Here is a 26,145-nt window from a genome sequence, read left to right as displayed (position 1 = left end):
GGAGGACGCCCTCCCCCCGGCGGCGCCCGGTCAGCTCGGGTCGGTCTCGATGACGCCCACGCGGCCGGTGGTGCTGGTCAGGGCGGGACGCAGGGCACTGATCACGTCCTCGACCGTGACGGCCGTCTTCTGCCCGGTGCCGCGGGTGATCAGCACACCGTCGAAGGTGCCGCCGTACAGCTCCTTCAGGGCCGCCTTGTCGTACGACTCGACGAGTTTGCCACCCACCGCCTTGACCTGGAGGAACTTCCACAGCGACTTCTCGGGGCTGAACGCCACCGAGTGCAGGCCGTCGGCCGTCTTCACGGTGACCTTCCCCGACATCGCCGGCTTCGCGAACTTCTTCATCATCCGGTCGACCTCGGCGTCGGGCACCGTCGGCTGACGGGTCGTGGTGGGCAGCCGCACCGGCGTGTCCGCACCCGTCTCGACATGGGCGCGGTACGCCCGCTCGACCTCGTCGGAGGACTGGGCGGCGTCGACGCCCTTGCCCGCCTTGCCGTAGACGGGGACGGCCCGGCCGGACTCGAACCTGATGCCGCCCTCGGTGACCGCCCCGCCGCCGCCCGAGGAGGCCGGGGAGCCGGCGGCGGCGTTCTGCAGGGCGACGTGGAGCTTCTCCTCGTCGACGGGCATGACCGGGTCGACCACCCGGTGGCTGCCGAACAGCGAGCCGATGACGGAGACGGGGTTGTAGTCGCTCGTCGCCGCCGCGCTGGCCGTGGCCTGGGTGTCGAACTGCAGCCCGGCCTGGTCCGGCTTGAGGGCGACGGTCCTGCCGTCGACCTGGAGCTTCAGCGGCGAGTTCACCCGGCTGCCGAAGGCGTCGTCGAGTTTCCTGACCGCGTCGTCGCGGGTGCCCCCGCCGATGTCGACGCCGAGCACGGTGGTGCCCTTGGGCACGTCGGAGTGGTTCATCAGCAGCCCGGCGCCGTAGGCGACACCGGCGACGAGGATCAGACCGCCGGCCAGCAGCGCGAGCTTGCTGCGGCCCTTCTTCTTCGGGGCCGCCGGGGCGCTCCGGGAGGCCGGCCCGGTCTTCGGGGCGGGCTGCGGCACCATGCCGGCGCCGTACGGCTGGTTCGCGCCGGGCGGCACGACCGGGATGCCGCTGGTGACGGTGTGCCCCGAGACGTTGCCCGGCGCGCCGTGGCCGGGGGCGCCCGGCTCGGGGGCCGGCTTCTGCGGGGTGAGGACCGCGGTGTCGTCGCTGAGGCCGCCGCCGGGCCGGGTGCCGTGCACGCCGGGGCCCGCGCCGGGCGCGGTGCCCGGCGCCGCCGTCAGCGGCATGTCGCCGGTGACCGGGCCGCCGGTCGGGCCGGCGGGACCCTGCGGGCCGCCGGGACGGCCGGGACCGCCCGGCCCGCGGAAGCCGCTGGGGCCGCTCGGGGTGCCCGCGCCGCCGTGACCGGCCGGCCCGTGCCGCCCGGACTGACCGGCCTGAGGCGGCCGGCCGTTCCGGTCGCCGCCGTTCTCCGAGAAGTAGGGCAGGTCGTCGCGGCGGGGCTCACTGCCGCCGGGACGCGCGCCACCGCCGAGCGGACCGGCCGCCAGCGCCTCCGTCACGTCGAAGGAGCCGGTGCCGCCGCCGTGGCCGGGCGCGACCGGACCGCCCGTGGCGCCGGGCAGACCGGCGCCGTTGGCGGCTCCGGGGCGGGCAGTGCTCGCGCCGCCGGGCCGGGGGCCGCCGGGCGCGCTCATGGAGCCGACCACGCCACCGGGACGTCCGGTGCCCGGACGCGCACCGCCGGGAGCGCCGGCGCCGGGACCGGAGGCCCCGGCGCCCGTGCCGGGTCCGGCCGCCGGCGTGCCCGGGCCGGCGCCGCCGGCCGGTGCGCCCGAACCGCCGGGGAGTGCGGCGCCGTTGGTGGAGCCGCCCCCCTGACCGCCCTTGGCCGGAGAGGACTTGCGCGGCGCGAACCAGTCGCTGGTCGCCTTGTCCCCGGCCGGAGCCGGGGGTGCGGCGGGCGGCTCGGTGGTGGCGGTGGACGCCACGACGGGCTGCGCCTTCGTCTCCGCGGTGTCGGCGCCGGCGCTCTCGGACTCCGCGACGGGCTTGCGCACGACGACCGGCGGGATCGGCCGGGACCCGGGGATGTTGATCCGGATCCGGGTCGTCAGCGTGGTCTCGGTCTTGCGTTCCTCCGGCTGCGCGGCCGAACGGCCCGCGTCCGCACCGTCGCCGGACACGATCGGGGTGCCGTACGGCGGGGTTCCCGACGGATAGGCGGCTGCGCCGCGCCCGTTGGGCCCGGAGGACGGAGTGTCAGTTTCACGACTCAAGGCAGGTTCTCCCGGTTGGCTCCGCCGCCCGACACGACCTCTGACGGTGGGGTCCCCCCGCTCGGGCGAAGCCGAGGGGCCAGGGGGGAGGCTCGGCGGCGCGCACCACGATACTGGCCACTTCTGGCGTGTATCCCACGACTGCTGGGGAAACCCACACGGGACCCGCACGCCTGCGACGCCGAGAAGTGGTACGTCACTTGCCAAGTCGGACGCCGTCGCCGTCCGATTGCCACCCCCGGCCCAGGGTGGCGCAGATCACAGCGACGGCCATGCCGCCGAGGAGGAAGAGGTAGGAGCCGCCGCCCGCGGCGAAGAGGAAGTCCCCTTCCGGGCGGCTGACGGTGAGCAGTACGACGGCGACCGTCCACCCGGCGGCGGGCGCCACGGCACCGCCCCGGCTGCCCACGGCCCGGGCACCGCCCAGGAAGAGCCCGGCGGCGCCGGCGAGCGCGAGCAGCAGCCCGCCCGGGAACCACGCCGCCTGCACCAGCGCGCCGGCCGCCGCGGTCACCGCGCCGAGCACCAGCAGGCCCAGGTAGGCGGCGATCCGCCCGGCCGAGGGCGGCTGGATGGGCTGGGCGAGCGGCGAGGGCCGGCCGGGCGTGCTCACGCGGTCTCCTCGGCCGGGGCCCCGGCGACGCCGGCGAACAGGTCGTTCTCCCTCGGTCCGGCGGCCTCTCCGCGGACCAGTTCGTAGTGCTCGGTGGTGAACAGCGGCTGCGCGAGTTCGTTGGAGAGCGCGAAGTAGGGCTCCGCCACCGTGATCTGGGTGGCGTGCGCGCGCATCGCGGCGGCCTTGGCGGCGGCGTGGGCGGTGCCGTCGATCTCGGTGGTGATCCGCTCGTCGCCGACGACACCGGGCAGGTCGTCGACAGCGGCCGCCTTGTCGAACGGCAGGCCGTCCAGGTCCTCCTGGAGCCGCGCGAAGGCCGCGTCGGCGACGGGGCGCGGCGTGCGGTTCCAGTAGATCTTCTCGATCCGCCAGGGTTCGCCGGCGCCGACGGCGGGGTCGGCGGCCAGGTCGGCGGCGCGCATCGCGACGCGGTGGGCCTTGATGTGGTCGGGGTGGCCGTAGCCGCCGTCGTCGTCGTAGGTGACGAGGACCTGCGGGCGGACCTCGCGGATCACGGCGACCAGGTGCCGGGCGGCCGCGTCGAGGCCGGCCTGCCAGAAACACTCCGGGTCGTCGTTGTCGGCGAGGCCCATCATCCCGGAGTCCTGGTAGCGCCCGGCACCGCCGAGCAGGCGGAAGTCCGCGACGCCCAGCTCGCCCATGGCCGCGGCCAGCTCCTCGCGCCGGTACGCGCCGAGCGCCGCGCCGCTCAGGTGCCGCAGCTCGGGCGGGATGACCTCGCCGCGCTCACCGAGGGTGCAGGTCACCAGGGTCACCAGGGCACCCTCGGCCGCGTACCGGGCCATGGTCGCGCCGTTGTTGATCGACTCGTCGTCCGGGTGCGCGTGCACCAGCAGCAGACGCCGGGCGGGCAGTTCCGTCATGGGTCCCACCCTACGAGGCTCCCGCCCTTCCCCACGCCCCTCCCCGGCCCCGGCCCCGGCAGGGCGCCCCGCCGGACGGCAGACCCCCGACAGCGGGCTCCGCCGCGGCCGCGGGAGGGACAGGCCGGCAGGGCCCTGTCACCCTCGTGGTGACCCGGAGGGGCCGCTCGCGCCGCCGGAGCACGGGGCACCGGGTGCCGTCACCAGGTCCAGCTCGGCCCACACCGTCTTGCGGGGGCACGGCGCGGGGACCACGCCCCACCGGTCCGCGAGGGCGTCCACGAGGACGAGCCCCCGTCCCGACTCGGCGTCCTCGGCGGGCCGTTCGGCACACGGCAGACGGTCCCCGCGGGTGTCGGTGACCTCGATCCGCAGGGTGCGGCCCACGACGTAGAGCGTGAGCCGGAAGTCACGTCCCCGGACGCGTCCGTGGGTGGCCGCGTTGGCGGCCAGCTCGGCGACGACGTGCGCCGCCGGGTCCGTGGGTAACCCCCAGGTGCGCAGCTGCTCCGTGGCGAGGAGGCGGCCCAGACGGGCGCCACGAGGCGTCGGCGACAGCAGGACGCTGAAGTTGCGGATGCGGGTTTCGAGCGGGGTGTCCGGCGAGGCGGTTTCCTGATTCACGTCACTCAGCGTGGCCGCCCGCACCCACCGTGACCAGTGATGCCTTCGGTACGTACGGTGACTGTCCGGCGCTTGTCCAGTGGTGTCCGGCCTGTCGAATCGTTGCGCAGGGAGAGCGTCGGTGCACGGACGTAGGACGGGAGGGCCTGTGAGGAACGCGGACGGTGACACGGGGCGACTGCGGGACGAGGCGGACGAGCCGGGCTGGGAGGTCGACCCGGACGACGACTGGGGTATCGCCGTCGTCACCACGGTCGGGCGCCAACTGAAGCTGCGACGCGAGGCCGTGGGGATGCGCGCCGGCGACTTCGCGGTGGCGGTCGGCTACGGCGAGGACATGGTCTACAAGATCGAGAGCGGTAAGCGCATCCCACGGCCCGAGTACCTGGACAGGGCGGACGAGGTGCTGGGGGCCGGCGGCCTGCTCGCGGCGATGAAGGAGGACGTGAAGAGGGTCAGGTACCCGAAGAAGGTGCGGGACCTGGCCCAGATGGAGGCGAGGGCGGTGGAGCTTCAGCTCTACGACCCGCTGAACATCCATGGGTTGTTGCAGACCGCGGACTACGCACGCGGCCTGCTCTTGATGCGGCGGCCCGCGTACACCGATGAGGAGGTCGAGCAGTTCGTCGCGGCGCGCATGGCCCGCAAGTCCGTCTTCCAGCGGGACCCCGCGCCGGAACTCAGCTTCGTCCTGGAGGAGTGGACACTGCGACGCCCACTGGGCGGAAGGGCGAACTTGCGCTGTCAGCTTCAGCGTCTACTCGAAGCGGGTCGGCTGCGGAACGTGGAGCTTCAGGTGATGCCGATGGGCCGTGAGCAACACGCAAGCCTGGCCGGTGGCATCGAAGTGCTGAAGTTCGAGGACGGCTCGACGGTGGGACGTTCGCCGGCCGTGGCCAACGGTCGACCGATCACCGAGGCCAGGCAGCTCCGTATTCTGGAACTGCGGTATGGCATCCTCCGGGCTCAAGCTCTCACGCCGCGCGAGTCGGCAGCCTTCATCGAGCACCTGCTGGGAGACACATGATCCGTAGTATCGCGTCCACGGACGCCTCCGAGCTGAACTGGTCCAAAAGCAGCTACAGCAGCAGCAGCGAGGGCGACTCCTGTGTCGAGATCGCCGTCACGCCGGGCACGGTCCACGTCCGCGACTCCAAGAACGCCGGCGGCCCCCGCCTCGCCTTCTCCCCCGCCGCCTGGGCCGGCTTCGTGCCGCACGTGTTCCGGAGCCGAGGGGGTCGCTCACAGCCGTGAGCCGTACCGGGCGGAGGCCGGTCCGCCCGTCCGCCCGCATCCGGACGGCGGCTTGACCGGCGCGCGGGACCCAGGTCGTTGCCCTCCGGGTCCCGCGCTCCGGTGGCTCCGCTCAGAACTTGATGCTGCCGATCATGCCCGCGATGTTCGTGGTCAGCTCGCTGATCGTGGGAGCGACCGTGGAAGAGGCGAGGTAGAAGCCGAGCAGCATGCACACGATCGCATGTCCTGCCTTGAGTCCGGACTTCTTGATCAGCAGGAAGACGATGATCGCCAGCAGCACCACCGCCGAAATCGAGAGTGCCACGGCGGCTCACCTCCAAAGTTTCCAGGACGCGGGGGTTGGGACCATGGGGGCATACACATCCACACAGCGGGCAGCAGGTACTTACCCACTGTGCGCTAGTGATCATAACTATCCGTACGCGCGCATCGATCGGCGCACGGCCGCACAAGGGGGCGCATGGCCAATATGGTCAGGGCATGACGACCGAGCCTGTCTCCTTCCCCCGACGGCACGCCCGCACCCAGCGGTTCACGCTCGGCGCGCCCCGTGCGTTCGCCGTGGCGCCCGACGCCTCACGTGTCGTGTTCCTGCGCTCCCGGTCCGGCACGGACCGGGCGAACGCCCTGTGGGTCCTCGACCTGGCGGACGGTACGGAGCGCGTGGCCGCCGATCCGCGCGCCCTGCTCGGCGGGGCCTCGGAGGACCTCTCCCCGGAGGAACGCGCGCGCCGCGAACGCAGCCGTGAGGGCGGTGCCGGCATCGTCGGCCACGCCACCGACAGGGCCGTCGAGTTGGCGTCCTTCGCCTTGTCAGGGCGGCTTTTCACGGCCGAGCTGCGGGCCGGCACGGCACGCGAACTCGCCGTCCCCGGGCCGGTGATCGACCCGCGGCCCTCCCCCGACGGGCGGCACGTCGCCTACGTCGCCCGCGGCGCCCTGCGGGTCGTGGGTGCCGAGGGCGAGGGCGACCGTGCGCTGGCCGAGCCGGAGTCGGAGTCGGTCACCTACGGATTGGCGGAATTCATCGCGGCCGAGGAGATGAGCCGGACGCGGGGCTTCTGGTGGGCGCCCTCCTCGGACCGGCTGCTGGTCGCGCGCGTCGACGACGCGCCGGTACGGCGGTGGTGGATCTCCGACCCGGCGCGTCCGGACACCCCGCCGCGACAGGTCGCGTACCCGGCGGCGGGCACGGACAACGCGGACGTACGGCTGTTCGTGATCGGCCTCGACGGAGCGCGCACCGAGGTGGTCTGGGACCGGGAGCGGTACCCGTATCTGGCACGTGTGCACTGGTCGGAGGCGGGTGCGCCGCTGCTGCTGGTGCAGGCGCGGGACCAGCGCAGCCAGCTCTACCTGGCGGTGGACGCGGACTCGGGGGCGACCCGGATGGTGCACGCCGACGAAGATCCAGTTTGGCTTGATCTTTTCCCTGGGGTGCCCTGCTGGAGTCCGTCGGGCCGGCTGGTGCGGATCGCGGACGAGGGCGGCGCGCGGGTCCTGGCGGTCGGGGACCGCCCGCTCACCGGGGCGCAGCTGCACGTCCGCGCGGTGCTCGACGTCACCGACGACGACGTGCTCATCTCGGCATCGGCGGGCGCCGAGGCGGCCGAGCCGGAGATCGGCGAGGTGCACGTCCACCGGGTCAGCGAACTCGGCGTGGAACGCGTCTCGCAGGAGCCCGGCGTGCACACGGCCGTGCGGGCGGGGGACGTGACCGTACTGGTCTCCGCCACGCTCGGCCGGCCCGGCACCCGGGTGCGGGTCCTGCGCGACGGCACACCGGTGGCGACCATCGCCTCCTACGCCGAGGACCCCGGTCTGACCCCGCGCGTCACGCTCACCCAGGGGGGCGCACGCCAAATTCCGTGCGCCCTGCTTATGCCTACGGACTACCCCGGTGACACTCCCCTCCCGGTTCTCATGGACCCCTACGGCGGTCCGCACGGCGCGCGTGTGGTCGCCGCGCACAACGCGCACCTGACCTCCCAGTGGTTCGCCGACCAGGGCTTCGCCGTGGTGGTCGCCGACGGCCGCGGCACCCCGGGGCGCTCCCCCGCCTGGGAGAAGGCCATCCACCACGACTTCACGGTCAGCCTGGACGACCAGATCGAGGCCCTGCAGGACCTCGCGAAGCGGTACCCGCTCGACCTGTCACGGGTCGCGATCCGCGGCTGGTCCTACGGCGGGTATCTGTCGGGGCTCGCCGTGCTGCGCCGCCCGGACGTCTTCCACGCGGGCATCGCGGGCGCCCCGGTCACCGACTGGCGGCTGTACGACACCCACTACACGGAGCGGTACCTGGGCGACCCGGCCGCGTTCCCGGAGGTGTACGCCAAGAGCTCCCTGGTCACCGACGAGGGCCTGTCCGCCCCGGCCGGGCAGCACCGCCCGCTGATGGTCGTGCACGGCCTGGCGGACGACAACGTGGTGGTCGCCCACTCCCTGCGCCTGTCCTCCGCCCTGCTCGCCGCCGGCCGCCCGCACGAGGTGCTGCCGCTGTCGGGCGTCACGCACATGACGCCGCAGGAACAGGTCGCGGAGAACCTGCTGCTGCTCCAGGTGGACTTCCTCAAGCGCTCGCTGGGCCTTCGTTAGGCCCTGGCCCGGCGTCACGGGGTCCGGCAACGGGCCGGGGCCGCAGCGCGTCCCCGGCCCGTCCACGGCACCCGCACGGCCGTACACCGTCCAGGGTGACGCGTCCGCATATCGGTACGGCTTCGGTGAAGTTGCCTGTGTGTTAACGGCCTTGGCCGGCGCCCGAGCGGCTACGCCGTCACCGTCCCGCGGGGGCCCGGGGGTTCCTCCGGCGGCACCACCTGCCTCTCCTCCGCGAAGTGGCAGGCCGAGTCGTGGGCGGCGGGGCCGGTGGCGCCGCGGAACGCGGTGGGCACCTCGAGCGCCGGCACCTCCCGCGCGCAGCGCTCCCGCGCCTTCCAGCAGCGGGTGCGGAAGCGGCAGCCGGAGGGGATGTCGGCCGGGGAGGGCACGTCGCCGGTGAGGATGATCCGCTCGCGGTGCTCGCGGGTCGCCGGGTCCGGCACCGGCACCGCGGACAGCAGCGCCTGGGTGTACGGGTGGGTCGGGTGGTCGTAGATCTCGGTGTCCGTGCCGGTCTCCACGATCCGCCCGAGGTACATCACCCCGATCCGGTCCGAGATGTGGCGGACGATCGACAGGTCGTGCGCGATGAAGACGTAGGACAGGTCGAACTCGTCCTGCAGACGCTCCATCAGGTTGATCACCTGCGCCTGCACCGACACGTCCAGCGCGGACACCGGCTCGTCGGCGACGATCACGTCCGGGCGCAGCGCCAGCCCCCGCGCGATGCCGATGCGCTGGCGCTGCCCGCCGGAGAACTGGTGCGGGTAGCGGTTGACGTACTCCGGGTTCAGGCCGACGACGTCCAGCAGTTCCTGGACGCGCCTGCGCCGGTCGCCCTTCGGCGCCGCCTCCGGGTGGATCTCGAAGGGCTCGCCGACGATGTCGCCCACCGTCATGCGCGGGTTGAGCGAGGTGTAGGGGTCCTGGAACACCATCTGGATGTGGCGGCGGACCTCCCTCATGTCCTGGCCGGACAGCCCGGTGACGTCCTCGCCCCGGAACCGGATCGCACCGGCCGTCGGCCGCTCCAGGCCGCACAGCAGCCTGGCGACCGTGGACTTGCCGCAGCCCGACTCGCCGACGAGACCGAACGTCTCCCCCCGGGCCAGGGCGAAGTCGACGCCGTCGACGGCCCTGACCGCGCCGACTTGCTTCTTGAACAGGACGCCCCGGGTCAGCGGGTAGTGCTTGACGAGTCCGGCGACCTCCAGGATCGGCTCAGCCATGCAGGCACTCCCTCCAGAAGTGGCAGGCGCTGCCCCGGGTCCCCCCGGCCGCGCCGGCCTCGTCCACGGCGTACAGCGGCGGCACGTCGGTCCGGCACACGTCCCGCGCCATCGGGCAGCGCGGGTGGAAGGGGCAGCCCGGCGGGATGGCCAGCAGGCTGGGCGGCAGGCCCCTGATGGCGTACAGCTCCCGCCCCTTGTGGTCCAGGCGCGGAATCGAGTCCAGCAGGCCGCGTGTGTACGGGTGCGCCGGCGCCTTGTAGAGGTCGTGGACCGGCGCGCACTCCACGATCCGTCCGGCGTACATCACCGCGATCCGGTCGGCGACGTCGGCGACCACGCCCAGGTCGTGCGTGATGAGGATCAGCCCCATCCGGTACTCCCGCCTCAGTTCCGCGAGCAGCTCCATGACCTGCGCCTGGACGGTGACGTCGAGGGCGGTCGTCGGCTCGTCGGCGATGATGAGCGCCGGTTCCAGCGCCAGCGCCATCGCGATCATGATGCGCTGGCGCATGCCTCCGGAGAACTGGTGCGGGTAGTCCCGCACGCGCTGCCGGGCTGCCGGGATGCGCACCCGCTCCATCAGCTCCACGGCCCTGGCGCGCGCGTCCCTGCGCGACATCCCCCGGTGCACGACGAACATTTCGCCGAGCTGGTCGCCCACGGACAGCACCGGGTTCAGGGCCGACAGCGCGTCCTGGAAGATCATCGCCATCTCCGTGCCCCGGAGCCTGCGCCGCTCCTCCTCCTTCAGCGTCAGCAGGTCGCGGCCGCGGAAGACGATCTCGCCGCCGGTGATCCGGCCGGGGGGCACGTCGAGGATGCCCATCACCGCCTGGGCGGTGACCGACTTGCCGGAGCCGGACTCCCCCAGCACGGCGAGCGTCTCGCCCGCGTCCACGTGGTAGTTCACGCCGTTGACGGCGTGGGCGACACCGTCGCGGGTGCGGAACTCCACCCGCAGGTCGCGGACGTCGAGCAGCACGGCGGCTCACCTCAGCTTCGGGTCGAGGGCGTCGCGCACCGCGTCGCCGAGCATGATGAACGCGAGGACGGTGACCGCCAGGGCGCCGGAGGGCCACAGCAGCGCGTGCGGGGCGTTGCGCACGTAGGGGGAGGCGGCGGAGATGTCGATGCCCCAGGACACGCTCGGCGGCTTGAGCCCGACCCCGAGGTAGGACAGGGTCGCCTCCAGCGCGATGTACGTGCCGAGCGCGATGGTCGCCACCACGATGACCGGCGCGACCGCGTTGGGCGCGATGTGCCGCAGCAGGATGCGGGAGGGCGAGGCGCCGAGGGCACGGGCGGCCTGGACGTAGTCGTTCTGCCGCACGGTGATGACCGAGCCGCGCGCGATGCGGTAGATCTGCGGCCAGCCGAGCAGCACCATGAACCCGACGACCGGCCAGACGCTGTTGCTGGTCACCACCGACAGCAGCACCAGGCCGCCGAGGACGACGGGGATGGCGAAGAAGACGTCGGCGGCCCGGGAGAGCAGGCCGTCCCAGGTTCCGCCGGCGAACCCGGCGAGGCCGCCCAGCACGGAGCCGAGGAGGGCGACCCCGGCCGTGGCGCAGACGCCGACCGTGACGGAGGTCCTGGCGCCGTACACGGTGCGTGTGTAGACGTCGCAGCCCAGGCCGTCGAAGCCGAAGGGGTGACCGGGCCGGGGGCCGTCCTGCGCCTTGGCCAGGTCGCACTGCAGGGGGTTGCCGGAGGTGATGAGGGACGGCCACAGGGAGATGAGGATCAGGAAGCAGATCACCAGTACGGAGACCACGAAGACGGGGTTGCGGCGCAGGTCGCGCCAGGCGTCCGACCACAGGGAGCGCGGCCTGTCCTGCGGTCCGCCCTCCGCCGGGCCGCCCGCCGCCCGCTCCACCGCCGTCGCCTCGCTCGCCGCGAGGTCCATTCCGCCGCCCATGCCGGTACCGGCGACCCTGCCGTCCTCGGGCGGAAGACCCCCGGAACCCCCGGAACCCTCGGATCCGCCGGGCGCGCCCGGTCCGTCGGGCCGCCGCGCCCCGCCGTTCGCGCCGGCTCCCCCCGCCTCCCGGAGCGCCTCGGGCCCGTACGGCTGCTCAGGCATAGCGGATCCTCGGGTCGAGTACGGCGTACAGGAGGTCGACGAGCAGGTTGGCGAGCAGGAAGACCAGGACGAGCACGGTCACGAAGCCCACGACGGTCTGGGTGTTCTGCCGCAGGATGCCCTGGTACAGCTGGTAGCCGACGCCGTGGATGTTGAAGATCCGCTCGGTGACGATGGCGCCGCCCATCAGGGCGCCCACGTCGGTGCCGATGAAGGTGACGACGGGGATGAGCGAGTTGCGCAGCAGGTGCCGGACGACGACCCGGTGCCGGGGCAGCCCCTTGGCGACGGCCGTGCGGACGTAGTCGGACCGCCTGTTCTCCGCGATCGAGGTGCGGGTCAGGCGGGTGACGTAGGCGAGGGAGACGGAGGCGAGGACCAGCCCGGGCACCACCAGCTCGTCCGGGGCCACCGCCGGGGAGACCGACGGTTTGATCCAGCCCCACTCGACACCGAGCAGCAGCTGGAGCAGCAGGCCGGTGACGAAGGTGGGGACGGAGATGACGACGAGGGTGAGGACGAGGACCGTCGTGTCGACCGGGCGGCCCCGCCGCAGCCCCGTGAGCACACCGAGCGTGACGCCGACGACGACCTCGAACAGGACCGCGACGAGGGTCAGCCGCAGGGTGACGGGAAACGCCGTCGCCATCAGCTGCGTCACCGGCTGGCCGTTGAACGCCGTCCCGAAGTCGCCGGTGAGCACGTTCGCCATGTAGGTCAGGTACTGGTGCCAGACCGGCCGGTCGAGGCCGAACTCCCGCTCGAGCTGGGCGGCAGTCGCCGGGTCGCACTGCCGCTCCCCGCAGAGTCCGGCGACCGGATCGCCCATCACGTTGACCATCAGGAAGATCAGCAGGGTCGCCCCCACGAACACGGGGACCATCTGCAGCAGGCGCCTGACGACGTAGCGTTCCACGGCCGCTCAGCCGACCTTGATCTCGTCGTAGACGGGCACGCTGAAGGGGTTCAGCGACACGTGGGACAGCCGCTCCGAATAGCCGGCGCTGCCGTTCTGGTACCAGAGCGGGATCGCGGCCATGTTGTCGCGCACCACCTCCTCCGCCTGCTGGAAGAGGCGTACCGCCGCGGCGGTGCCGGTCTCGGCGTTGGCCCGGTCGACGAGGCGGTCGAACTCCTTGTCGGACCACTGGCCGTCGTTGGAGGAGGCGCCGGTGTAGTACAGCGGCTGGAGGAAGTTCTGGATGAGCGGGTAGTCCATCTGCCAGCCGGCCCGGAACGGGCCCGGCATCGTGTGCCGGGAGATCCGGCTGCGGAAGTCGGCGAAGGTGCCGACCGGGTTGCCGACGCACGCCCTGTCGTTGCCGAGGGCGTTGTTGACGGAGTTGCACACGGCGTCCACCCACAGCTTGTGCGAGCCCGCGTCCGCGTTGTAGGTGATCCTGACCTGGCCCCCGGGGATCCCCCCGCCCTCCTTGACCAGCCTCCTGGCCTGGGCCGGGTCGTAGCGGCAGGCGCTGCCGCACAGCCCCGCCCGGTACCCGCCGCCGGCGCCGAGGACCGGGGAGGTCCAGTCGGTGGCCGGGGTCCGGGTCCCGCGGAAGAGGGTGTCGGTGATCTGCCGCCGGTTGATGGCCATCGACAGGCCGGTGCGGACCTTCCGCGCCCCGTCGGTGTTCCACTTCGGGTCGTAGAACGGGAAGGCGAGGGTCTGCAGGATGCCGGCCGGGGTGTTGAGGTAGCGGCCGCCGAGGTCCGTCCTGACGTTCTTCAGCTGGGTGACGGGGATGTCGTCGACGAGGTCGAGGTTGCCGGCCAGGACGTCGGTGTACGCGGTGTTGCTGTCCGTGTAGACCAGCAGCGTCACGCCGTCGTTGCGCGCCTTGTCGTCCCCGGGGTAGGCGTCCCACTTCTTCAGGGACATCGCCGAACCCCTGGTGTACGAGTCGACCAGGTACGGGCCGTTGCCGACCGGCTTGCTCACCCAGGCCGCGTGGTCGGTGAAGAACGCGCGGGGCAGCGGGGCGAAGGCCGCGTAGCCGAGGGTGTCCGGGAAGGTGGAGAACTTCTGGTTCAGGCTGACGGTGAACGTCCTCGGCCCGGTGACCTTCAGACCGGAGAGCGTGTCGGCGCGCTGTGCGCCGCGCGCGGGGTGGACCCTGTCGTAGCCCTCGATGTACCCGAAGAAGTACGCGTTCTTCTGGTTGTTGCGGAGACTGGCGCCGTAGTTCCAGGCGTCGACGAAGGACCTGGCGGTGACGGCCTCGCCGTTGCTGAACGTCCAGCCGTCCTTGACGGTGACGGTGAAGTTCCGGGAGTCGGACGTCCCGATCCGCTCGGCGAGCATGTTCTCGGCCCTGCCGGTCCTGGGGTCGTACCGCTTCAGCCCGCGGAAGATCATGTCGAGGACCTTGCCGCCCTGCACCTCGTTGGTGTTGGCCGGCTCGAGCGGGTTCTGCGGGTCCCCCCAGGAGGCGGTGAGCACCCCGGCGCCCGCGCCGGTACCCGCGCCGCTCACGCAGGCGGTGGGCAGGAGCGCCAGCGCCACCGCGCACGCCACCCGGCGGGCGTGCCTGGCTCCACGCATGGGTGCCTCCTCGGAGTGCGCTGTGCCGCCGGCGCCGCGGCGCTGCCCTGACGGGCCTATATCAGCACATAACCGGCCTATCACATGGTCGCCTCACCGGGGGTGCACCGGTCCCGCTGGATGTGCGTACACCCGTGCGCACCCCGGCCTCCGTCCGGGACCGCGGGCCGGTTCCGTCGGGTGCGGGGCCGGTTCCGCCGGGTCCGAGGGCCGGCTCACGCCACGCCCGGGCCGGCTCCGGGCGGCTCATGGGGCGGCCCGGTCAGGTGCGCGGCTCGTCGCGTGCCACCAGCTCGACCTCGAAGCCGTCCGTGTTGGCGAGATAGGCCGCGTAGTGGTCCGGGCCGCCGGCCCGCGGGTAGCGCTCGGCGAACAACGGGTTCCAGCCGTGGGCGGGCGCCTCGCCGGCGAGCGCGTCGACGTCCCGGCGGCCGCCGGCGTGGAAGGCCAGGTGGTTCAGGCCCGGGCGCATCCGGTCGTGCCGGGAGCCGTTCATCGCGGGCGACTGCTCGACGACGAGGTACGCCGGGCCCAGCCGCCAGCTGCGGCCGTGCTGCCAGTCCTGGTACGGGCGGTAGCCGAGGCGGCCGAGCAGCCAGCCCCACTCCCGGACGGCACGCGGCAGGTCGGGGACCCACAGCTCGATGTGGTGCAGCATCGTCCGGCTTCCTCCCGGGGAGCGGCGGCGAAGTGGCGGAGGCGGAGGGGCAGAGCGAAGGGGCCAGGCGACGGGCAAAGGAGAAGGTGCCCGGACCCGCGACGGGTCCGGACACCTCAGGTCCGTGCGTGTGGCCGAGCGGGCGGTTCAGCTCGCGTGGACGACGTCCTTCTCCTCGGCGAAGTGGCACGCCGACTCGTGGGCCGCCGGGGAGTCCGAGCCCTTGAAGCGCTCGGGCACCGCCAGCAGCGGCACCTCCTGGGCGCACTTGTCCTGCGCCTTCCAGCAGCGGGTGCGGAAGCGGCAGCCCGACGGCGGGTTGGCCGGGGAGGGCACGTCGCCGGTGAGGATGATCCGTTCGCGGTGCTCGCGGGCGTCCGGGTCCGGCACGGGGACCGCCGACAGCAGCGCCTGGGTGTAGGGGTGCGTCGGGTGGTCGTAGATCTGCTCGTCGCTGCCGATCTCGGCCATCTTCCCGAGGTACATCACGCCCACGCGGTCCGAGATGTGGCGGACGATCGACAGGTCGTGCGCGATGAAGATGTAGGACAGGTCGAACTCGTCCTGCAGACGCTCCATCAGGTTGATGACCTGCGCCTGGACGGACACGTCCAGCGCGGACACCGGCTCGTCGCAGATGATGACGTCGGGGTTGAGCGCGAGGCCGCGGGCGATGCCGATGCGCTGGCGCTGTCCGCCGGAGAACTGGTGCGGGTAGCGGTTGATGTACTCCGGGTTCAGGCCGACGACGTCCAGCAGCTCCTGGACGCGCCTGCGCCGGTCGCCCTTCGGCGCCGCCTCCGGGTGGATCTCGAAGGGCTCCCCGATGATGTCGCCCACCGTCATGCGCGGGTTGAGCGAGGTGTAGGGGTCCTGGAACACCATCTGGATGTTGCGGCGCACGGCCTTCAGAGCGCGTCCGGACAGCTTGGTGATGTCCTGGCCCTTGTAGAAGATCTCGCCGGCCGTGGCCTGCTCCAGGTTCATCAGGAGCTTGGCCACCGTCGACTTGCCGCAGCCGGACTCGCCCACGATGCCCAGGGTCTCGCCCTGGTACAGGTCGAAGGAGATGCCGTCGACGGCCTTGACCGCGCCGATCTGCTTCTTGAACAGGATGCCCTGGGTCAGCGGGAAGTGCTTGACCAGGCCGCGCACCTGCAGGATCGGCTCGCCCCGCTCGACCGGCGCCTCGATCGCGCTGACCGCCGCGTCCTCGGTGCGGGCGTCCACGACGTCCACCTCGGAGACGTTCGGCGTGGCGTCCTGCGGCTCGTCGTTCTTGCTGAGCTCAGCCATGGATCGTCTCCTTCCAGAAGTGGCACGCGGACGCGCGTCCCACCAGTTCCGTGCCGTCCCGCTCGGTCACCGGGACCAGCGGCGGCATCTCGGTACGGCAGATGTCCCGGGCCCTGCCGCACCGCGGGTTGAAGGCGCAGCCGGAGGGGATCTGCTGCAGGTTGGGCGGCAGTCCCTTGATCGCGTAGAGCTCGTGGCCCTTCTGGTCCAGGCGCGGAATGGAGTCCAGCAGGCCCCGGGTGTAGGGGTGCGCCGGGCGCTTGTACAGCTCGTGCACCGGGGCCGTCTCGACGATCCGGCCCGCGTACATCACGGCGATCTTGTCGGCCACGTCCGCGACGACGCCCAGGTCGTGCGTGATCAGGATCAGGCCCATGTTGTACTCGCGCTGGAGCTCCGCGAGCAGGTCCATGACCTGGGCCTGAACCGTCACGTCGAGAGCCGTCGTCGGCTCGTCGGCGATGATCAGGTCCGGCTCCAGGGCGAGCGCCATCGCGATCATGATGCGCTGGCGCATACCGCCCGAGAACTGGTGCGGGTAGTCGCCCACGCGCTGCTTGGCCGCCGGGATGCGCACCCGGTCCATCAGCTCGATCGCCTTGGCCTTGGCGTCCTTGCGGGACATGCCCTGGTGCGACCGGAACATCTCACCGAGCTGGAACCCGACGGACAGCACCGGGTTGAGGGAGGACAGCGCGTCCTGGAAGATCATCGCCATCTTGGCACCGCGCAGCTTGCGGCGCTCGCTCTCCGGCAGCTTCAGGATGTCCTGGCCCTGGAAGAGGATCTCGCCCTTGGAGATGCGTCCGGGCGGACTGTCCAGGATGCCCATGACGGCCTGCGCGGTGACGGACTTGCCGGAGCCCGACTCGCCGAGGACCGCGAGCGTCTCACCGGCGCTGACGCTGTAGTTGACGCCGTTGACCGCCTTGGTCACGGAGTCACGGATCTTGAACTCCACGTGCAGGTCGCGCACTTCGAGGAGCGGTGCGCTCCCGTCCGGTCCTGCGTTCGTGGGGACCATCTCCAGGCTGGTCATGCCGTCACCTTCGTCTTGCTTGCTCAAGGGGGGTCGAGTCATGGTCGCGCCTCACCGAAGCTTCGGGTCGAGCGCGTCGCGCAGACCGTTGCCCAGCAGGATGAAGCCCAGCGCGGTGATGACGATCGCGAGGCTCGGATAGGTCCACATGAAGTCCTTGACGCCCATGAACCCGCGGCCGGCGGCGATCATGTTGCCCCACTCGGCGACCTCCGGGTCCACACCGACGCCCAGGTAGGACAGCGACGCCTCGGCCACGATCGCGATGCCGACGTTGCTCGCGCCGTAGACCAGCACCGCCGTCATGGAGTTGGGCAGGATGTGCTTGCGGATGATCCGGCCCTGGCTCGCGCCCAGCGCCTTGGCGGCGTGCACGAAGTCCATCTCGCGCACGGACAGGATCTGGCTGCGCAGCAGGCGGGCGAAGGTCGCCCACGAGAAGATGCCGAGCGACAGCACGACCGGCAGCACGCCGCGGCCCATCAGCAGGATGATGACGATTGCGCCGATCAGCAGCGGGAAGGCGAAGAAGACGTCCGCCGCGCGCATGATGACCGTGTCGACCCAGCGGCCGTAGTAGCCCGCCAGCGCGCCGAACAGGATGCCGATGGTCATCGCGACGACGATCGAGGCGAGGCCCACGATCACCGCGATGCGGCTGCCGTAGATGAGGCGGGAGAGCTGGTCCCGGCCGAGCGCGTCGGTGCCGAGCATGTGTCCGGAACCGGGGGCCTGGAGGGTGGCGTTGAGGTCCTGCCGCAGCGGGTCGTGCGGTGCGAGCAGCGGCGCGAAGAGGGCGACGAGGACGAGGAGGACGATGATCGCCAGGCCCAGGACGGCGAGCTTGTTGGCGAAGAAGCGGTGCCGGATGTCGGCCCACTGGCTGACCTTGGCGACGCTGGGTTCGGCGCCCTGCCGCGCCGCGGCGGGGTCGGCCGCGGTCGGCTCTCCCGCGCCCGTGACGAGTTCGGTCATGGTGTGACTCCTAGATGGGGGCGACCCTGCGGGTCAGGCAAGGCGGATGCGCGGGTCAAGGGCGGCGTACAACAGGTCGACGACCAGGTTCAGCAGGACGAACACGCCCACGCTGATCGTCACCACTCCCACGATGATCGGGTTGTTGTTCTGCTGGATCGCCTGGATCAGCGCGAGGCCGATGCCGTTCCAGTTGAAGATCGTCTCCGTGATGATCGCGCCACCGAGCAGGGTGCCGAAGGAGATACCCAGGTAGGTGATCACGGGAATGACCGAGTTGCGCAGGATGTGACGGAAAAGCACCGTCCGGCGCGCAAGCCCCTTGGCCACCGCCGTCTTGACATAGTCGGCCCGCAGGACCTCCAGCATCGTGCTGCGCGCGAGCTGGGCGACGAGCGCGGCGTCGATGATCGCCAGGGTGAAGGCGGGAAGCACCATCGAGTTGAAGCTGCCGTCGGCGATCAGCGGGAACCAGTTGAGCTCCACCACGAAGAAGCGCTGCATGATCATGCCGAGCACGATCGACGGGACACCGATGGCCAGGGTCGTGATGAAGGTCGCCGACACGTCCCAGATCGAGTATCTGCGCATCGCCGCCAGCACACCGACGGCCATGCCGATGACGATGTCGACGACGATCGCCGCGACCGCCAGCTTGGCCGTGTTGCCCAGCTTGGGCGCCAGGATCTCCGTGACCGGCCGGCTCTGCGTGTAGTCCTCACCGAGGTCGCCCCGGGCGAGCTTGCCGACGTAGTTGCCGTACTGCACGACCAGGGGCTTGTCGAGTCCGTACTGCTTGTGCAGCTGCTCGATCACCGCGGGGTCGCGCGCCTTGTCGCTGCCCGCGATCTGCCCGACCGGGTCACCCGGGAGCACGAACAGGCTGGCGAACAGGATCATCGTCGCGCCGAGCACGACCACGACCAACTGGCCCAGCCTGCGGACCACATACCTTCCCATGACTGCCTCTCTGCCTCGCTGCCACTTCCTGAGCAGCTCCGTCACCCCGGGATGGTGGGGGTGATGGGGTTAGGGGACGGGAGGACGGATCACGCCACTCCCGACGGTCGCCGGGGGCCGTGGCATCCGAGTCCAGCTCGGTACCACGGCCCCCGGTCCTCCGATTCCGCGCTACGCGGTGCCCGGTTACTTCAGGCTGATCTCGGCGAGGTTCGGGTCCTCGTGGAAGTCCATCTTGAGGCCGGCGAACTTCTTGGTGTTGGCCAGACGCAGCTGGGTGCGGTTCCACAGCGGGATCAGCGCCTGGTCGTCGAGGGCGACCTTCTCGGCCTGCTGGTACAGCTTGTTGCGGCCGGCCTGGTCCTCGGTGGCACGGGCCTTGGCGAGCAGGGCGTCGAACGCCTTGTTGCTGTAGCGGCCGCGGTTGTCACCCGTGACCTTGCCCGAGGCGTCCTTGTTGATGGACGCGGTGTCGAGCAGCGGGTACAGGAAGTTGTCCGGCGTCGGGTAGTCCGCGCCCCAGGCGAAGCGGTACAGACCCGTGGCCTTCGGCTTCTGCTGGTCGGCGAGCAGCTCGGCGAACGGCTTGCCGGTGGACTTCACCTTCACGCCGAGGACGTCCTCGAGCTGCTGCTTGACGGCCTGGATCCACTCCTCGTGACCGGCGCCGGTGTTGTAGCCGAGCTCGATGGTGGTGCCGGGCTTGAGGCCGGACTCCGCGGCGAGCTGCTTGGCCTTGGCCTTGTCCTGCTTGGCGCAGGGGGCGCACAGGCCCTTCTGGTACACATCGGCGAAGGCGGGCGGCAGGATCGTCGTCGACTTGGTCTGCATGCCCTGGAAGACACCCTTGATGATGGCGTCCCGGTCGATCGCGTAGGAGATGGCCTGACGCGCCTTCGCCGTGTTCAGCGGGGCGTTCTCCGTGATGGGCATGAGGTAGTTCATGCCGTTGGTGTCCTGCTGCAGCCACTCGCCCTGGGGCTCGTACTTGGCCTTGGCGGCCGGCTGCTGCGGGGTGGGCATGCGGGCCCAGTCGTACTGGCCCGACTCAAAGCCCTGGTACTCCAGCGTCACACCGTTGGCGGAGTTCAGGATGTCGATCTGGACCTTGTCCAGCTTGGCCTTGGTCAGGCCGTAGTCGTCGTTGCGGACGAGGGTGATCGACTTGTTGTGCTCCCACTTGCCCTGCATCTTGAAGGGCCCGTTGCCGATGGGGGCTTCGTTGTACGTCTTGTTCTTCGCGTTGCCGGCGACCTTGGGCACCGGGCTGAAGACCGTGTGCGTGGTCTTGATGTAGAACTCGAAGTCGGGGGCGGAGAGCTTCACCTGGAGGGTGTTGGCGTCCGGGGCGCTCAGGCCGGACATGCTCTCCGCCTTGCCCGACTGGACGTCCTCGAAGCCCTCGATGCCCGCCATGTGGTAGGCGACGTCGGAGGCGGCGACATTCTGCGCCACACGGTTCCAGCCGCGGATGAAGGACTGCGCGTCCACCGTCTCGCCGTTGGTGAACTTGGTGCCTTCCTTGATCTTGAAGGTCCAGGTCTTGCCGTCCTTGCTCACCTCCTTGGAGGTGGCCAGGGCCGGGTCGACCTTGCCGTCGGCGGTCGGCTCGTACAGGCCCGTGAAGAGGTTGTCCGTGACGAGGACGCCCTCGGACTCCTGAGCGTTGTACGGGTCGATGGCAACCGGCTCGGTGATGCCCATCCGGAAGGTGCCGCCGGCCTTGCCCGAGCCCTTGCTGCCGCCGTCGTTGTCGCCGCCTCCACAGGCAGTCGCAGCAAGAGCAACGATTATTGCCCCCGCGACCCACTTGGCGCTGTTGGCACCGCGCATGGGGTTCCTCCTCATGAGTCCAATGGTTCACCGCATGGAGGGGCAGCCGACATACCACCGTCACAGGTGTCGGAGATAGTCAGACGCCCCCGCGCTCGTGAGTCGGCGCCGGCTAGCGCGTGACCCGTTGATCCGAGCTCTACGCGCCTAACTATCTGCCATGGGCCGTGGCCGAACCACACCGGGAAGGTTGCGATCCGATCACACCTGCCGTCTACTTCTCCCAAAATCCGGACAAAGGGTTTCGCGAAAGATCCCTGCGAAACGGACTTGTTACACATCTATCGGTCTCGGCTGTCCGCATTCCGGACGCCGATGAGATGAAAACCCGTTGCGCTTACGGTGGTCTCCGTGCGGGGTGGCCGAGCCATGCCCGCGGAGCGCCCCGGACGTCGAGATCCGGCCAATGCCGCCGTGCGCCGGGGCCGTTGCCCCACCTCACCCAGCGTGGCCGCGGGCGTTGACGGAAGCACCGCGCACCGTCGGCACGCGCGCCCGGCGCAGCCTAATGGGATCCGGTCGGCCCGTGCCGGTTCCGGGCCGGAACGCAGGGTTTTCCCTACCCTTCGCCCGGCCCGGCGGCCGGCTCCCGCGTGGCAGGACCTGACACCCGGTGAGCGGGCGGGCGCGGCGCCGGGGCAACGAACAGGCCGGGCACCCCCGTGACGGGGGTGCCCGGCCTGTCGGACGGTGCCGGTGGGTCAGGCGTGCTTCGCCCGGCTCGCGGCGCGGGCGCGCTCACGCTGGTCGAGGACGACCTTGCGGATGCGCACGGCCTCCGGGGTCACCTCCACGCACTCGTCGTCGCGGCAGAACTCCAGGGACTGCTCCAGGGAGAGCTTGCGCGGCGGCACGATGGACTCGGCGACGTCGGCCGTCGAGGAGCGCATGTTGGTGAGCTTCTTCTCCTTGGTGATGTTGACGTCCATGTCGTCGGAGCGGGAGTTCTCGCCGACGATCATGCCCTCGTACACCTCGGTGCCCGGCTCCACGAACAGCACGCCGCGCTCCTGGAGGTTGGTCATCGCGAAGGCGGTGACGGCCCCGGCGCGGTCGGCGACCAGCGAGCCGTTGTTGCGCGTCGTCAGCGTGCCGAACCAGGGCTCGAAGCCCTCGTGGATGGAGTGGCCGATGCCGGTGCCGCGGGTCTGGGTCAGGAACTCGGTGCGGAAGCCGATGAGACCCCGGGAGGGCACGACGAACTCCATGCGGACCCAGCCCGAGCCGTGGTTGGACATGTTGTCCATCCGGCCCTTGCGCACGCCCATGAGCTGCGTGACCGCGCCCATGTGCTCCTCGGGCACGTCGACCGTCATGCGCTCCACGGGCTCGTAGACCTTGCCGTCGACCTCCTTGGTGACGACCTGCGGCTTGCCGACGGTCAGCTCGTAGCCCTCACGGCGCATGGTCTCCACCAGGATCGCGAGCGCGAGTTCGCCGCGGCCCTGGACCTCCCAGGCGTCGGGACGGTCGGTGTCGAGGACGCGGAGCGAGACGTTGCCGATCAGCTCGCGGTCCAGACGGTCCTTGACCTGGCGGGCGGTGACCTTGCGGTCCTTGACGGCCGCCTTCGCGTCGGCGCCCTTGCCGGTGCCGCCGCGGCCGACCAGCGGGGAGGTGTTGGTGCCGATGGTCATGGAGATCGCGGGCTCGTCGACCGTGATCAGCGGCAGCGCGACCGGGTTCTCGGGATCCGCGAGGGTCTCGCCGATCATGATGTCCGGGATGCCGGCGACGGCGCAGATGTCACCCGGGCCGGCCTTCTCCGCGGGCTTGCGGGTGAGGGCCTCCGTCATCATCAGCTCGGAGATGCGCACGTTCTGCACGGAGCCGTCGCGCTTGATCCACGCGACCGTCTGCCCCTTGCGCAGCTCGCCGTGCTCCACGCGCAGCAGCGCGATCCGGCCGAGGAAGTTGTCGGCGTCCAGGTTGGTGACGTGGGCCTGGAGCGGGGCGTCCTCGTCGTAGGTCGGGGCCGGGATGTGCTCCAGGATGGTGGAGAAGAACGGCTCCAGGCTGGTGGAGTCGGCCGGGACCGTGCCGTTGTCCGGCTTGGTCAGCGAGGCGATGCCGTCACGGCCGCAGGCGTAGACGATCGGGAACTCGATCTGCTCCTCGTCCGCGTCCAGGTCGAGGAAGAGATCGTAGGTCTCGTTGACGACCTCGTCGATGCGGGCGTCCGGGCGGTCCGTCTTGTTGATGCACAGGATGACGGGCAGCCGGGCCTGGAGCGCCTTGCGCAGCACGAAGCGGGTCTGGGGCAGCGGGCCCTCGGAGGCGTCCACGAGCAGGACCACGCCGTCGACCATCGACAGACCGCGCTCGACCTCGCCGCCGAAGTCGGCGTGGCCGGGGGTGTCGATGATGTTGATGGTGATCGGGTCCCCGCCGGCCTTCGGGTGGTACTTGACCGCCGTGTTCTTGGCCAGGATCGTGATGCCCTTCTCACGCTCCAGGTCGTTCGAGTCCATGACGCGGTCGTCGACCTGCTCGAGCTGGTGGGCGGCGAAGGCACCGGCCTGCTTCAGCATGCCGTCGACGATGGTGGTCTTGCCGTGGTCGACGTGGGCGACGATGGCGACGTTACGGATGTCGTGGCGCGTGGCCATAAAAGGCGTACTCCCGGGAGTGTGAGGACGGCCGTCGCGTATGTCGGTCCTACGCGGGCCCTGCCGGGCGGTACGTGCCACGGCCTCACCCCATGGTACGGCGTTGCGGCCGCGGCTCGTCCGGCCGTGGGGCGGTCGCGGCCGCCCCACGGCCGTCCGCGCAGCTCGGGACCGGTGCGGGAGGTGTCCCGAGGGCCCCGCGCGACGTGGAGCGGAGCCCGGCGCGGACGGGGCACCCCCGCCTTCCCGATCCGACCCGGCGGGGGGCCGGCCCTCGGCCTCGCCGCCCGGGCACCCCCGGGCCGTCCGGCCGCGGGACGGCGGGCGAGGACGCACGGCGCACCCCGCGGCCGGGCAGCGCTGCTCCCCGGCGGGACTGATTCCCGGCGGGGCTGCTGCCGGGCGGGGCTGCTTCCCGGCGGGGGCTACTTCTTCAGGAAGCCCATGTCCTCGTAGACCGGTGTCTGGAAGCCGAAGGCGCCCACGTTGGCCAGGTTGCCGCGCACGGCCGTCAGCTGGGGGCGCTGGTAGAGGGGGATCGAGCCGGCCACCGCCCAGATGCGGGCGTCGGCCCTGCGGACCAGATCGCGCTCCTCCTCCTCGTCCAGCGTGGTCAGCGCCTGGTCGAAGAGCTGGTCGACCTGGTCGGTGCCGACGCGCGTGTAGTTCTGCTGGACGTTCAGGGAGCCGTCGGCGCCGGGCACGGGCTTGGCGTAGATGGGGCGCGCGTCGGTCGCCGGGAAGGCGGACGAGGGCCAGGAGTACAGCGCCAGGTCGTACTGCCCGGAGGCGATGTGGTCCTTGAAGTAGCCGGCGTCGGCGACCTTGGACGTCTCGGTGCCGATCCCCACCTTGTCCAGCATCGCGGTGATGCGCCCGGCGACCTTGTGCAGGGTCTCCGAGCCGGGCCCGGAGGGGAGGACGAAGCGCAGCGTCAGCGGCTTGCCGTCCTTGGCCAGCGGCTTGGTCCCCGTGCCCGCCGGCGCGGCGGTGCCCTTGGGGGCGTACGCCCCGGGCGCCCCGCCCTGCTTCATGTGCGCGTCGTGGTCCTTGCGGTCGTCGGACTTTTGGTCGTCCGGCCGCGCGCTGCCCGTCGTCGTGGCGCTCGCCGTCGGGGTACCCGTCCGGTCGTCCTCCCCGACGACGTACGTGCCGTCGTCGCCGCCCGGCGTCGCACCCGGCGAGGTGTGGGCCTCCGCGCCCGCCGCCTTCTCCCCCTTCTTCGGCTTCTCGACCGGGCCGGGCTTCCAGCCGGCGTCCGCGAGCAGCGCCTTCGCCTGGGCGGCGTCCTGCCCGCCGAGCGTGTCGCTGCTGTCGGCGTACGCGGCCTGGCCGGACAGGGCGAGGTGGCTGCCGACCGGGACCGCGGGCAGGCCGAGCGGCTTGAGGACCGTCTCGGCGAGCTCCTGGCGGTTCAGGGCGCGGGCCACCGCGCGGCGCACCCGCTCGTCGGCGAGGGGCCCGTTGGCGCCGTTGAGGGCGAGCTGGGTGTAGGCCGGTTCCAGGGACTTGCGCACCTCGATGCCGCGCAGCGCCTGCAGCCGGCGCAGGTACGCGGTGAGACCGGCGCGCTCCGTCCTCGCGGACTTCCGGTCGGAGCCGTGCAGCACGGCCCACGACCGCAGCGCCCTGGCGGCGGTACGCCCGCCGGACCCGCGGAGGGGGGCGCTGCCCTGGGCTCCGGACGCCGCCGTGATGCGCTCGGCCTCGGCGGGCTCGACGTCGGCGACGTCCACCGTGCCGTCGGCGAGCGCGTTCGCCCGCTTGCCGCGCGGCACGGCGTGGAGCACCAGTTGCGACAGCTTGGCCGGGCGGCCCCACCACCGCGGGTTGCGGGTGAGGACGACGTCCTTCGCGGCGGTGTCGACCTTCCGCACGGCGAACGGGCCGGCGGTGACGGTCAGCTTCTTGCGCGCCCCGTCGTTGAAGGCGTCCGGGGTGCCCATGACGTCCTTCGGGTACAGCGGCGAGAACAGCGACCTCCAGTCGGCGTAGGGCCGCCCGAAGGTGACCTTGACCTCCTGGTCGCCGGCGCCGCGCTCGATCTTCTCGATGCGCTCGTAACCGGCGTTGCGGGCGGTCCAGTACGCGGTGTCCTTGCCGGACAGGGCGCGCCACTGCGCGACGAAGTCGGCCGCGCCGACGTCGCGGCCGTCGCTCCAGACGGCCTGCTGGTTGAGCCGGTAGACCACGACCTGCTTGGGCTCGGTGTCGACGACCTTCGCCGAGTCCAGGTAGTCGGTGTCGAGCTGCGGTCGTCCGGCCGCGTCGAGCCGGAACATCGCCGGCAGCACGGCCTGGGCGACACGTGTGGTGCCCGCGTCGGCGTCCGCCTGGAACGTGTTCAGCGTCTCCGGGACGGAGTCCACCGCCCAGCGCAGGGTGCCGCCGTCGGCGATCCGGCCGCGTGCGGCGGGCCCGATGTCCTGCGCGGCCAGCGGCTTGCTCTCCTCGTCGTCGGATCCGCAGCCGGCGAGGGAGGGCACGGCGAGCGCCCCCGCGGTGAGGAAGGCGACCGAGCGCATGACCGCCCGCAGTCCGGCGCCGTCGTGGGTCATCTGTGGTACCTCCGGGAGCGCGGGTTCCGGTCACGTTCGGCGGTATATGGAGCTGATCAGATCTATGCGGCCACTGAAGAGGAAAGGGT

At 71.5% G+C, this 26,145-nt stretch carries 21 protein-coding genes; 3 read left to right on the top strand and 18 right to left on the bottom strand.

The features are described from left to right. Positions 1-30: 30 nt before the first annotated feature. The 4 genes from ACWDNY_RS12690 to ACWDNY_RS12675 all read right to left on the bottom strand — a co-directional run bounded on the left by ACWDNY_RS12690 (position 31) and on the right by ACWDNY_RS12675 (position 4,407). Positions 31-2,283, bottom strand: coding sequence for a hypothetical protein (locus tag ACWDNY_RS12690; RefSeq protein ID WP_451645735.1), 2,253 nt, complete (start codon positions 2,281-2,283; stop codon positions 31-33). Positions 2,284-2,479: 196 nt separating this feature from the next. Beyond that, on the bottom strand, positions 2,480-2,896 hold the full coding sequence (locus ACWDNY_RS12685) for a DUF6113 family protein (protein WP_451645734.1): 417 nt from the start codon (positions 2,894-2,896) through the stop codon (positions 2,480-2,482). After that, a complete protein-coding gene (gene mshB / locus ACWDNY_RS12680; RefSeq protein WP_451645733.1) occupies positions 2,893-3,783 on the bottom strand; it encodes an N-acetyl-1-D-myo-inositol-2-amino-2-deoxy-alpha-D-glucopyranoside deacetylase in 891 nt (296 codons plus the stop codon). Before mshB ends, ACWDNY_RS12685 begins: the two co-directional genes overlap by 4 nt. A 138-nt stretch (positions 3,784-3,921) precedes the next feature. After that, the gene (locus ACWDNY_RS12675) at positions 3,922-4,407 is read right to left on the bottom strand and encodes an ATP-binding protein (RefSeq protein WP_451645732.1); all 486 of its coding nucleotides are present in this window, start codon (positions 4,405-4,407) and stop codon (positions 3,922-3,924) included. A 148-nt stretch (positions 4,408-4,555) separates the two neighbouring features. On the opposite strand from ACWDNY_RS12675, the gene ACWDNY_RS12670 reads away from it, so the two are divergent. Then, positions 4,556-5,434, top strand: coding sequence for a helix-turn-helix domain-containing protein (locus ACWDNY_RS12670; protein ID WP_451645731.1), 879 nt, complete (start codon positions 4,556-4,558; stop codon positions 5,432-5,434). Beyond that, positions 5,431-5,661 carry a DUF397 domain-containing protein gene (locus tag ACWDNY_RS12665; RefSeq protein WP_451645730.1) on the top strand — a complete coding sequence of 77 codons (231 nt, stop codon included), beginning with the start codon at positions 5,431-5,433 and terminating at the stop codon, positions 5,659-5,661. Before ACWDNY_RS12670 ends, ACWDNY_RS12665 begins: the two co-directional genes overlap by 4 nt. A gap of 112 nt (positions 5,662-5,773) precedes the next feature. On the opposite strand, the gene ACWDNY_RS12660 is transcribed toward ACWDNY_RS12665, so the two are convergent. Then, entirely contained in the window at positions 5,774-5,968 is a 195-nt protein-coding gene (locus tag ACWDNY_RS12660) for a hypothetical protein (RefSeq protein WP_003992731.1), read from the bottom strand. Between the two features lie 176 nt (positions 5,969-6,144). On the opposite strand from ACWDNY_RS12660, the gene ACWDNY_RS12655 reads away from it, so the two are divergent. Next, positions 6,145-8,262: a prolyl oligopeptidase family serine peptidase gene (locus tag ACWDNY_RS12655; RefSeq protein WP_451645729.1), complete on the top strand. Its 2,118-nt coding sequence runs from the start codon at positions 6,145-6,147 to the stop codon at positions 8,260-8,262. A gap of 170 nt (positions 8,263-8,432) precedes the next feature. On the opposite strand, the gene ACWDNY_RS12650 is transcribed toward ACWDNY_RS12655, so the two are convergent. The 13 genes from ACWDNY_RS12650 to ACWDNY_RS12590 all read right to left on the bottom strand — a co-directional run bounded on the left by ACWDNY_RS12650 (position 8,433) and on the right by ACWDNY_RS12590 (position 26,056). After that, positions 8,433-9,494 (bottom strand): ABC transporter ATP-binding protein, encoded by a 1,062-nt coding sequence (locus tag ACWDNY_RS12650; RefSeq protein WP_451645728.1) that lies wholly within the window; start codon positions 9,492-9,494, stop codon positions 8,433-8,435. Continuing rightward, entirely contained in the window at positions 9,487-10,479 is a 993-nt protein-coding gene (locus ACWDNY_RS12645; RefSeq protein WP_451645727.1) for an ABC transporter ATP-binding protein, read from the bottom strand. Before ACWDNY_RS12645 ends, ACWDNY_RS12650 begins: the two co-directional genes overlap by 8 nt. A 6-nt stretch (positions 10,480-10,485) precedes the next feature. Beyond that, positions 10,486-11,418, bottom strand: a complete 933-nt coding sequence (locus ACWDNY_RS12640) for an ABC transporter permease (protein WP_451645739.1) — start codon at positions 11,416-11,418, stop codon at positions 10,486-10,488. A 157-nt stretch (positions 11,419-11,575) separates the two neighbouring features. Continuing rightward, a complete protein-coding gene (locus tag ACWDNY_RS12635) occupies positions 11,576-12,499 on the bottom strand; it encodes an ABC transporter permease (protein WP_451645726.1) in 924 nt (307 codons plus the stop codon). Between the two features lie 6 nt (positions 12,500-12,505). Continuing rightward, positions 12,506-14,128: a peptide ABC transporter substrate-binding protein gene (locus ACWDNY_RS12630; protein WP_451645725.1), complete on the bottom strand. Its 1,623-nt coding sequence runs from the start codon at positions 14,126-14,128 to the stop codon at positions 12,506-12,508. A 262-nt stretch (positions 14,129-14,390) separates the two neighbouring features. Then, positions 14,391-14,786 (bottom strand): VOC family protein, encoded by a 396-nt coding sequence (locus tag ACWDNY_RS12625; RefSeq protein WP_451645724.1) that lies wholly within the window; start codon positions 14,784-14,786, stop codon positions 14,391-14,393. 147 nt (positions 14,787-14,933) lie between these two features. Continuing rightward, positions 14,934-16,082: an ABC transporter ATP-binding protein gene (locus tag ACWDNY_RS12620; protein WP_451645723.1), complete on the bottom strand. Its 1,149-nt coding sequence runs from the start codon at positions 16,080-16,082 to the stop codon at positions 14,934-14,936. Further along, positions 16,075-17,121 carry an ABC transporter ATP-binding protein gene (locus ACWDNY_RS12615; RefSeq protein WP_451645722.1) on the bottom strand — a complete coding sequence of 349 codons (1,047 nt, stop codon included), beginning with the start codon at positions 17,119-17,121 and terminating at the stop codon, positions 16,075-16,077. Before ACWDNY_RS12615 ends, ACWDNY_RS12620 begins: the two co-directional genes overlap by 8 nt. 51 nt (positions 17,122-17,172) lie before the next feature. After that, positions 17,173-18,096 (bottom strand): ABC transporter permease, encoded by a 924-nt coding sequence (locus tag ACWDNY_RS12610; RefSeq protein WP_451645721.1) that lies wholly within the window; start codon positions 18,094-18,096, stop codon positions 17,173-17,175. A 33-nt stretch (positions 18,097-18,129) separates the two neighbouring features. Further along, positions 18,130-19,056, bottom strand: a complete 927-nt coding sequence (locus ACWDNY_RS12605; RefSeq protein ID WP_451645720.1) for an ABC transporter permease — start codon at positions 19,054-19,056, stop codon at positions 18,130-18,132. A 186-nt stretch (positions 19,057-19,242) separates the two neighbouring features. After that, positions 19,243-20,904, bottom strand: a complete 1,662-nt coding sequence (locus ACWDNY_RS12600) for a peptide ABC transporter substrate-binding protein (protein ID WP_451645719.1) — start codon at positions 20,902-20,904, stop codon at positions 19,243-19,245. Between the two features lie 686 nt (positions 20,905-21,590). Then, complete coding sequence (gene typA / locus ACWDNY_RS12595) at positions 21,591-23,498, bottom strand: translational GTPase TypA (RefSeq protein WP_451645718.1); 1,908 nt, start codon at positions 23,496-23,498, stop codon at positions 21,591-21,593. 425 nt (positions 23,499-23,923) lie between these two features. Further along, positions 23,924-26,056, bottom strand: a complete 2,133-nt coding sequence (locus ACWDNY_RS12590; protein ID WP_451645717.1) for an ABC transporter family substrate-binding protein — start codon at positions 26,054-26,056, stop codon at positions 23,924-23,926. Between the last annotated feature and the right edge of the window lie 89 nt (positions 26,057-26,145).

The sequence above is a fragment of the Streptomyces sp. NPDC003697 genome (genome assembly GCF_053587115.1).
Note: the sequence above shows the minus strand (reverse complement) of the source record. Positions and strands in the feature narration are given on the sequence as shown.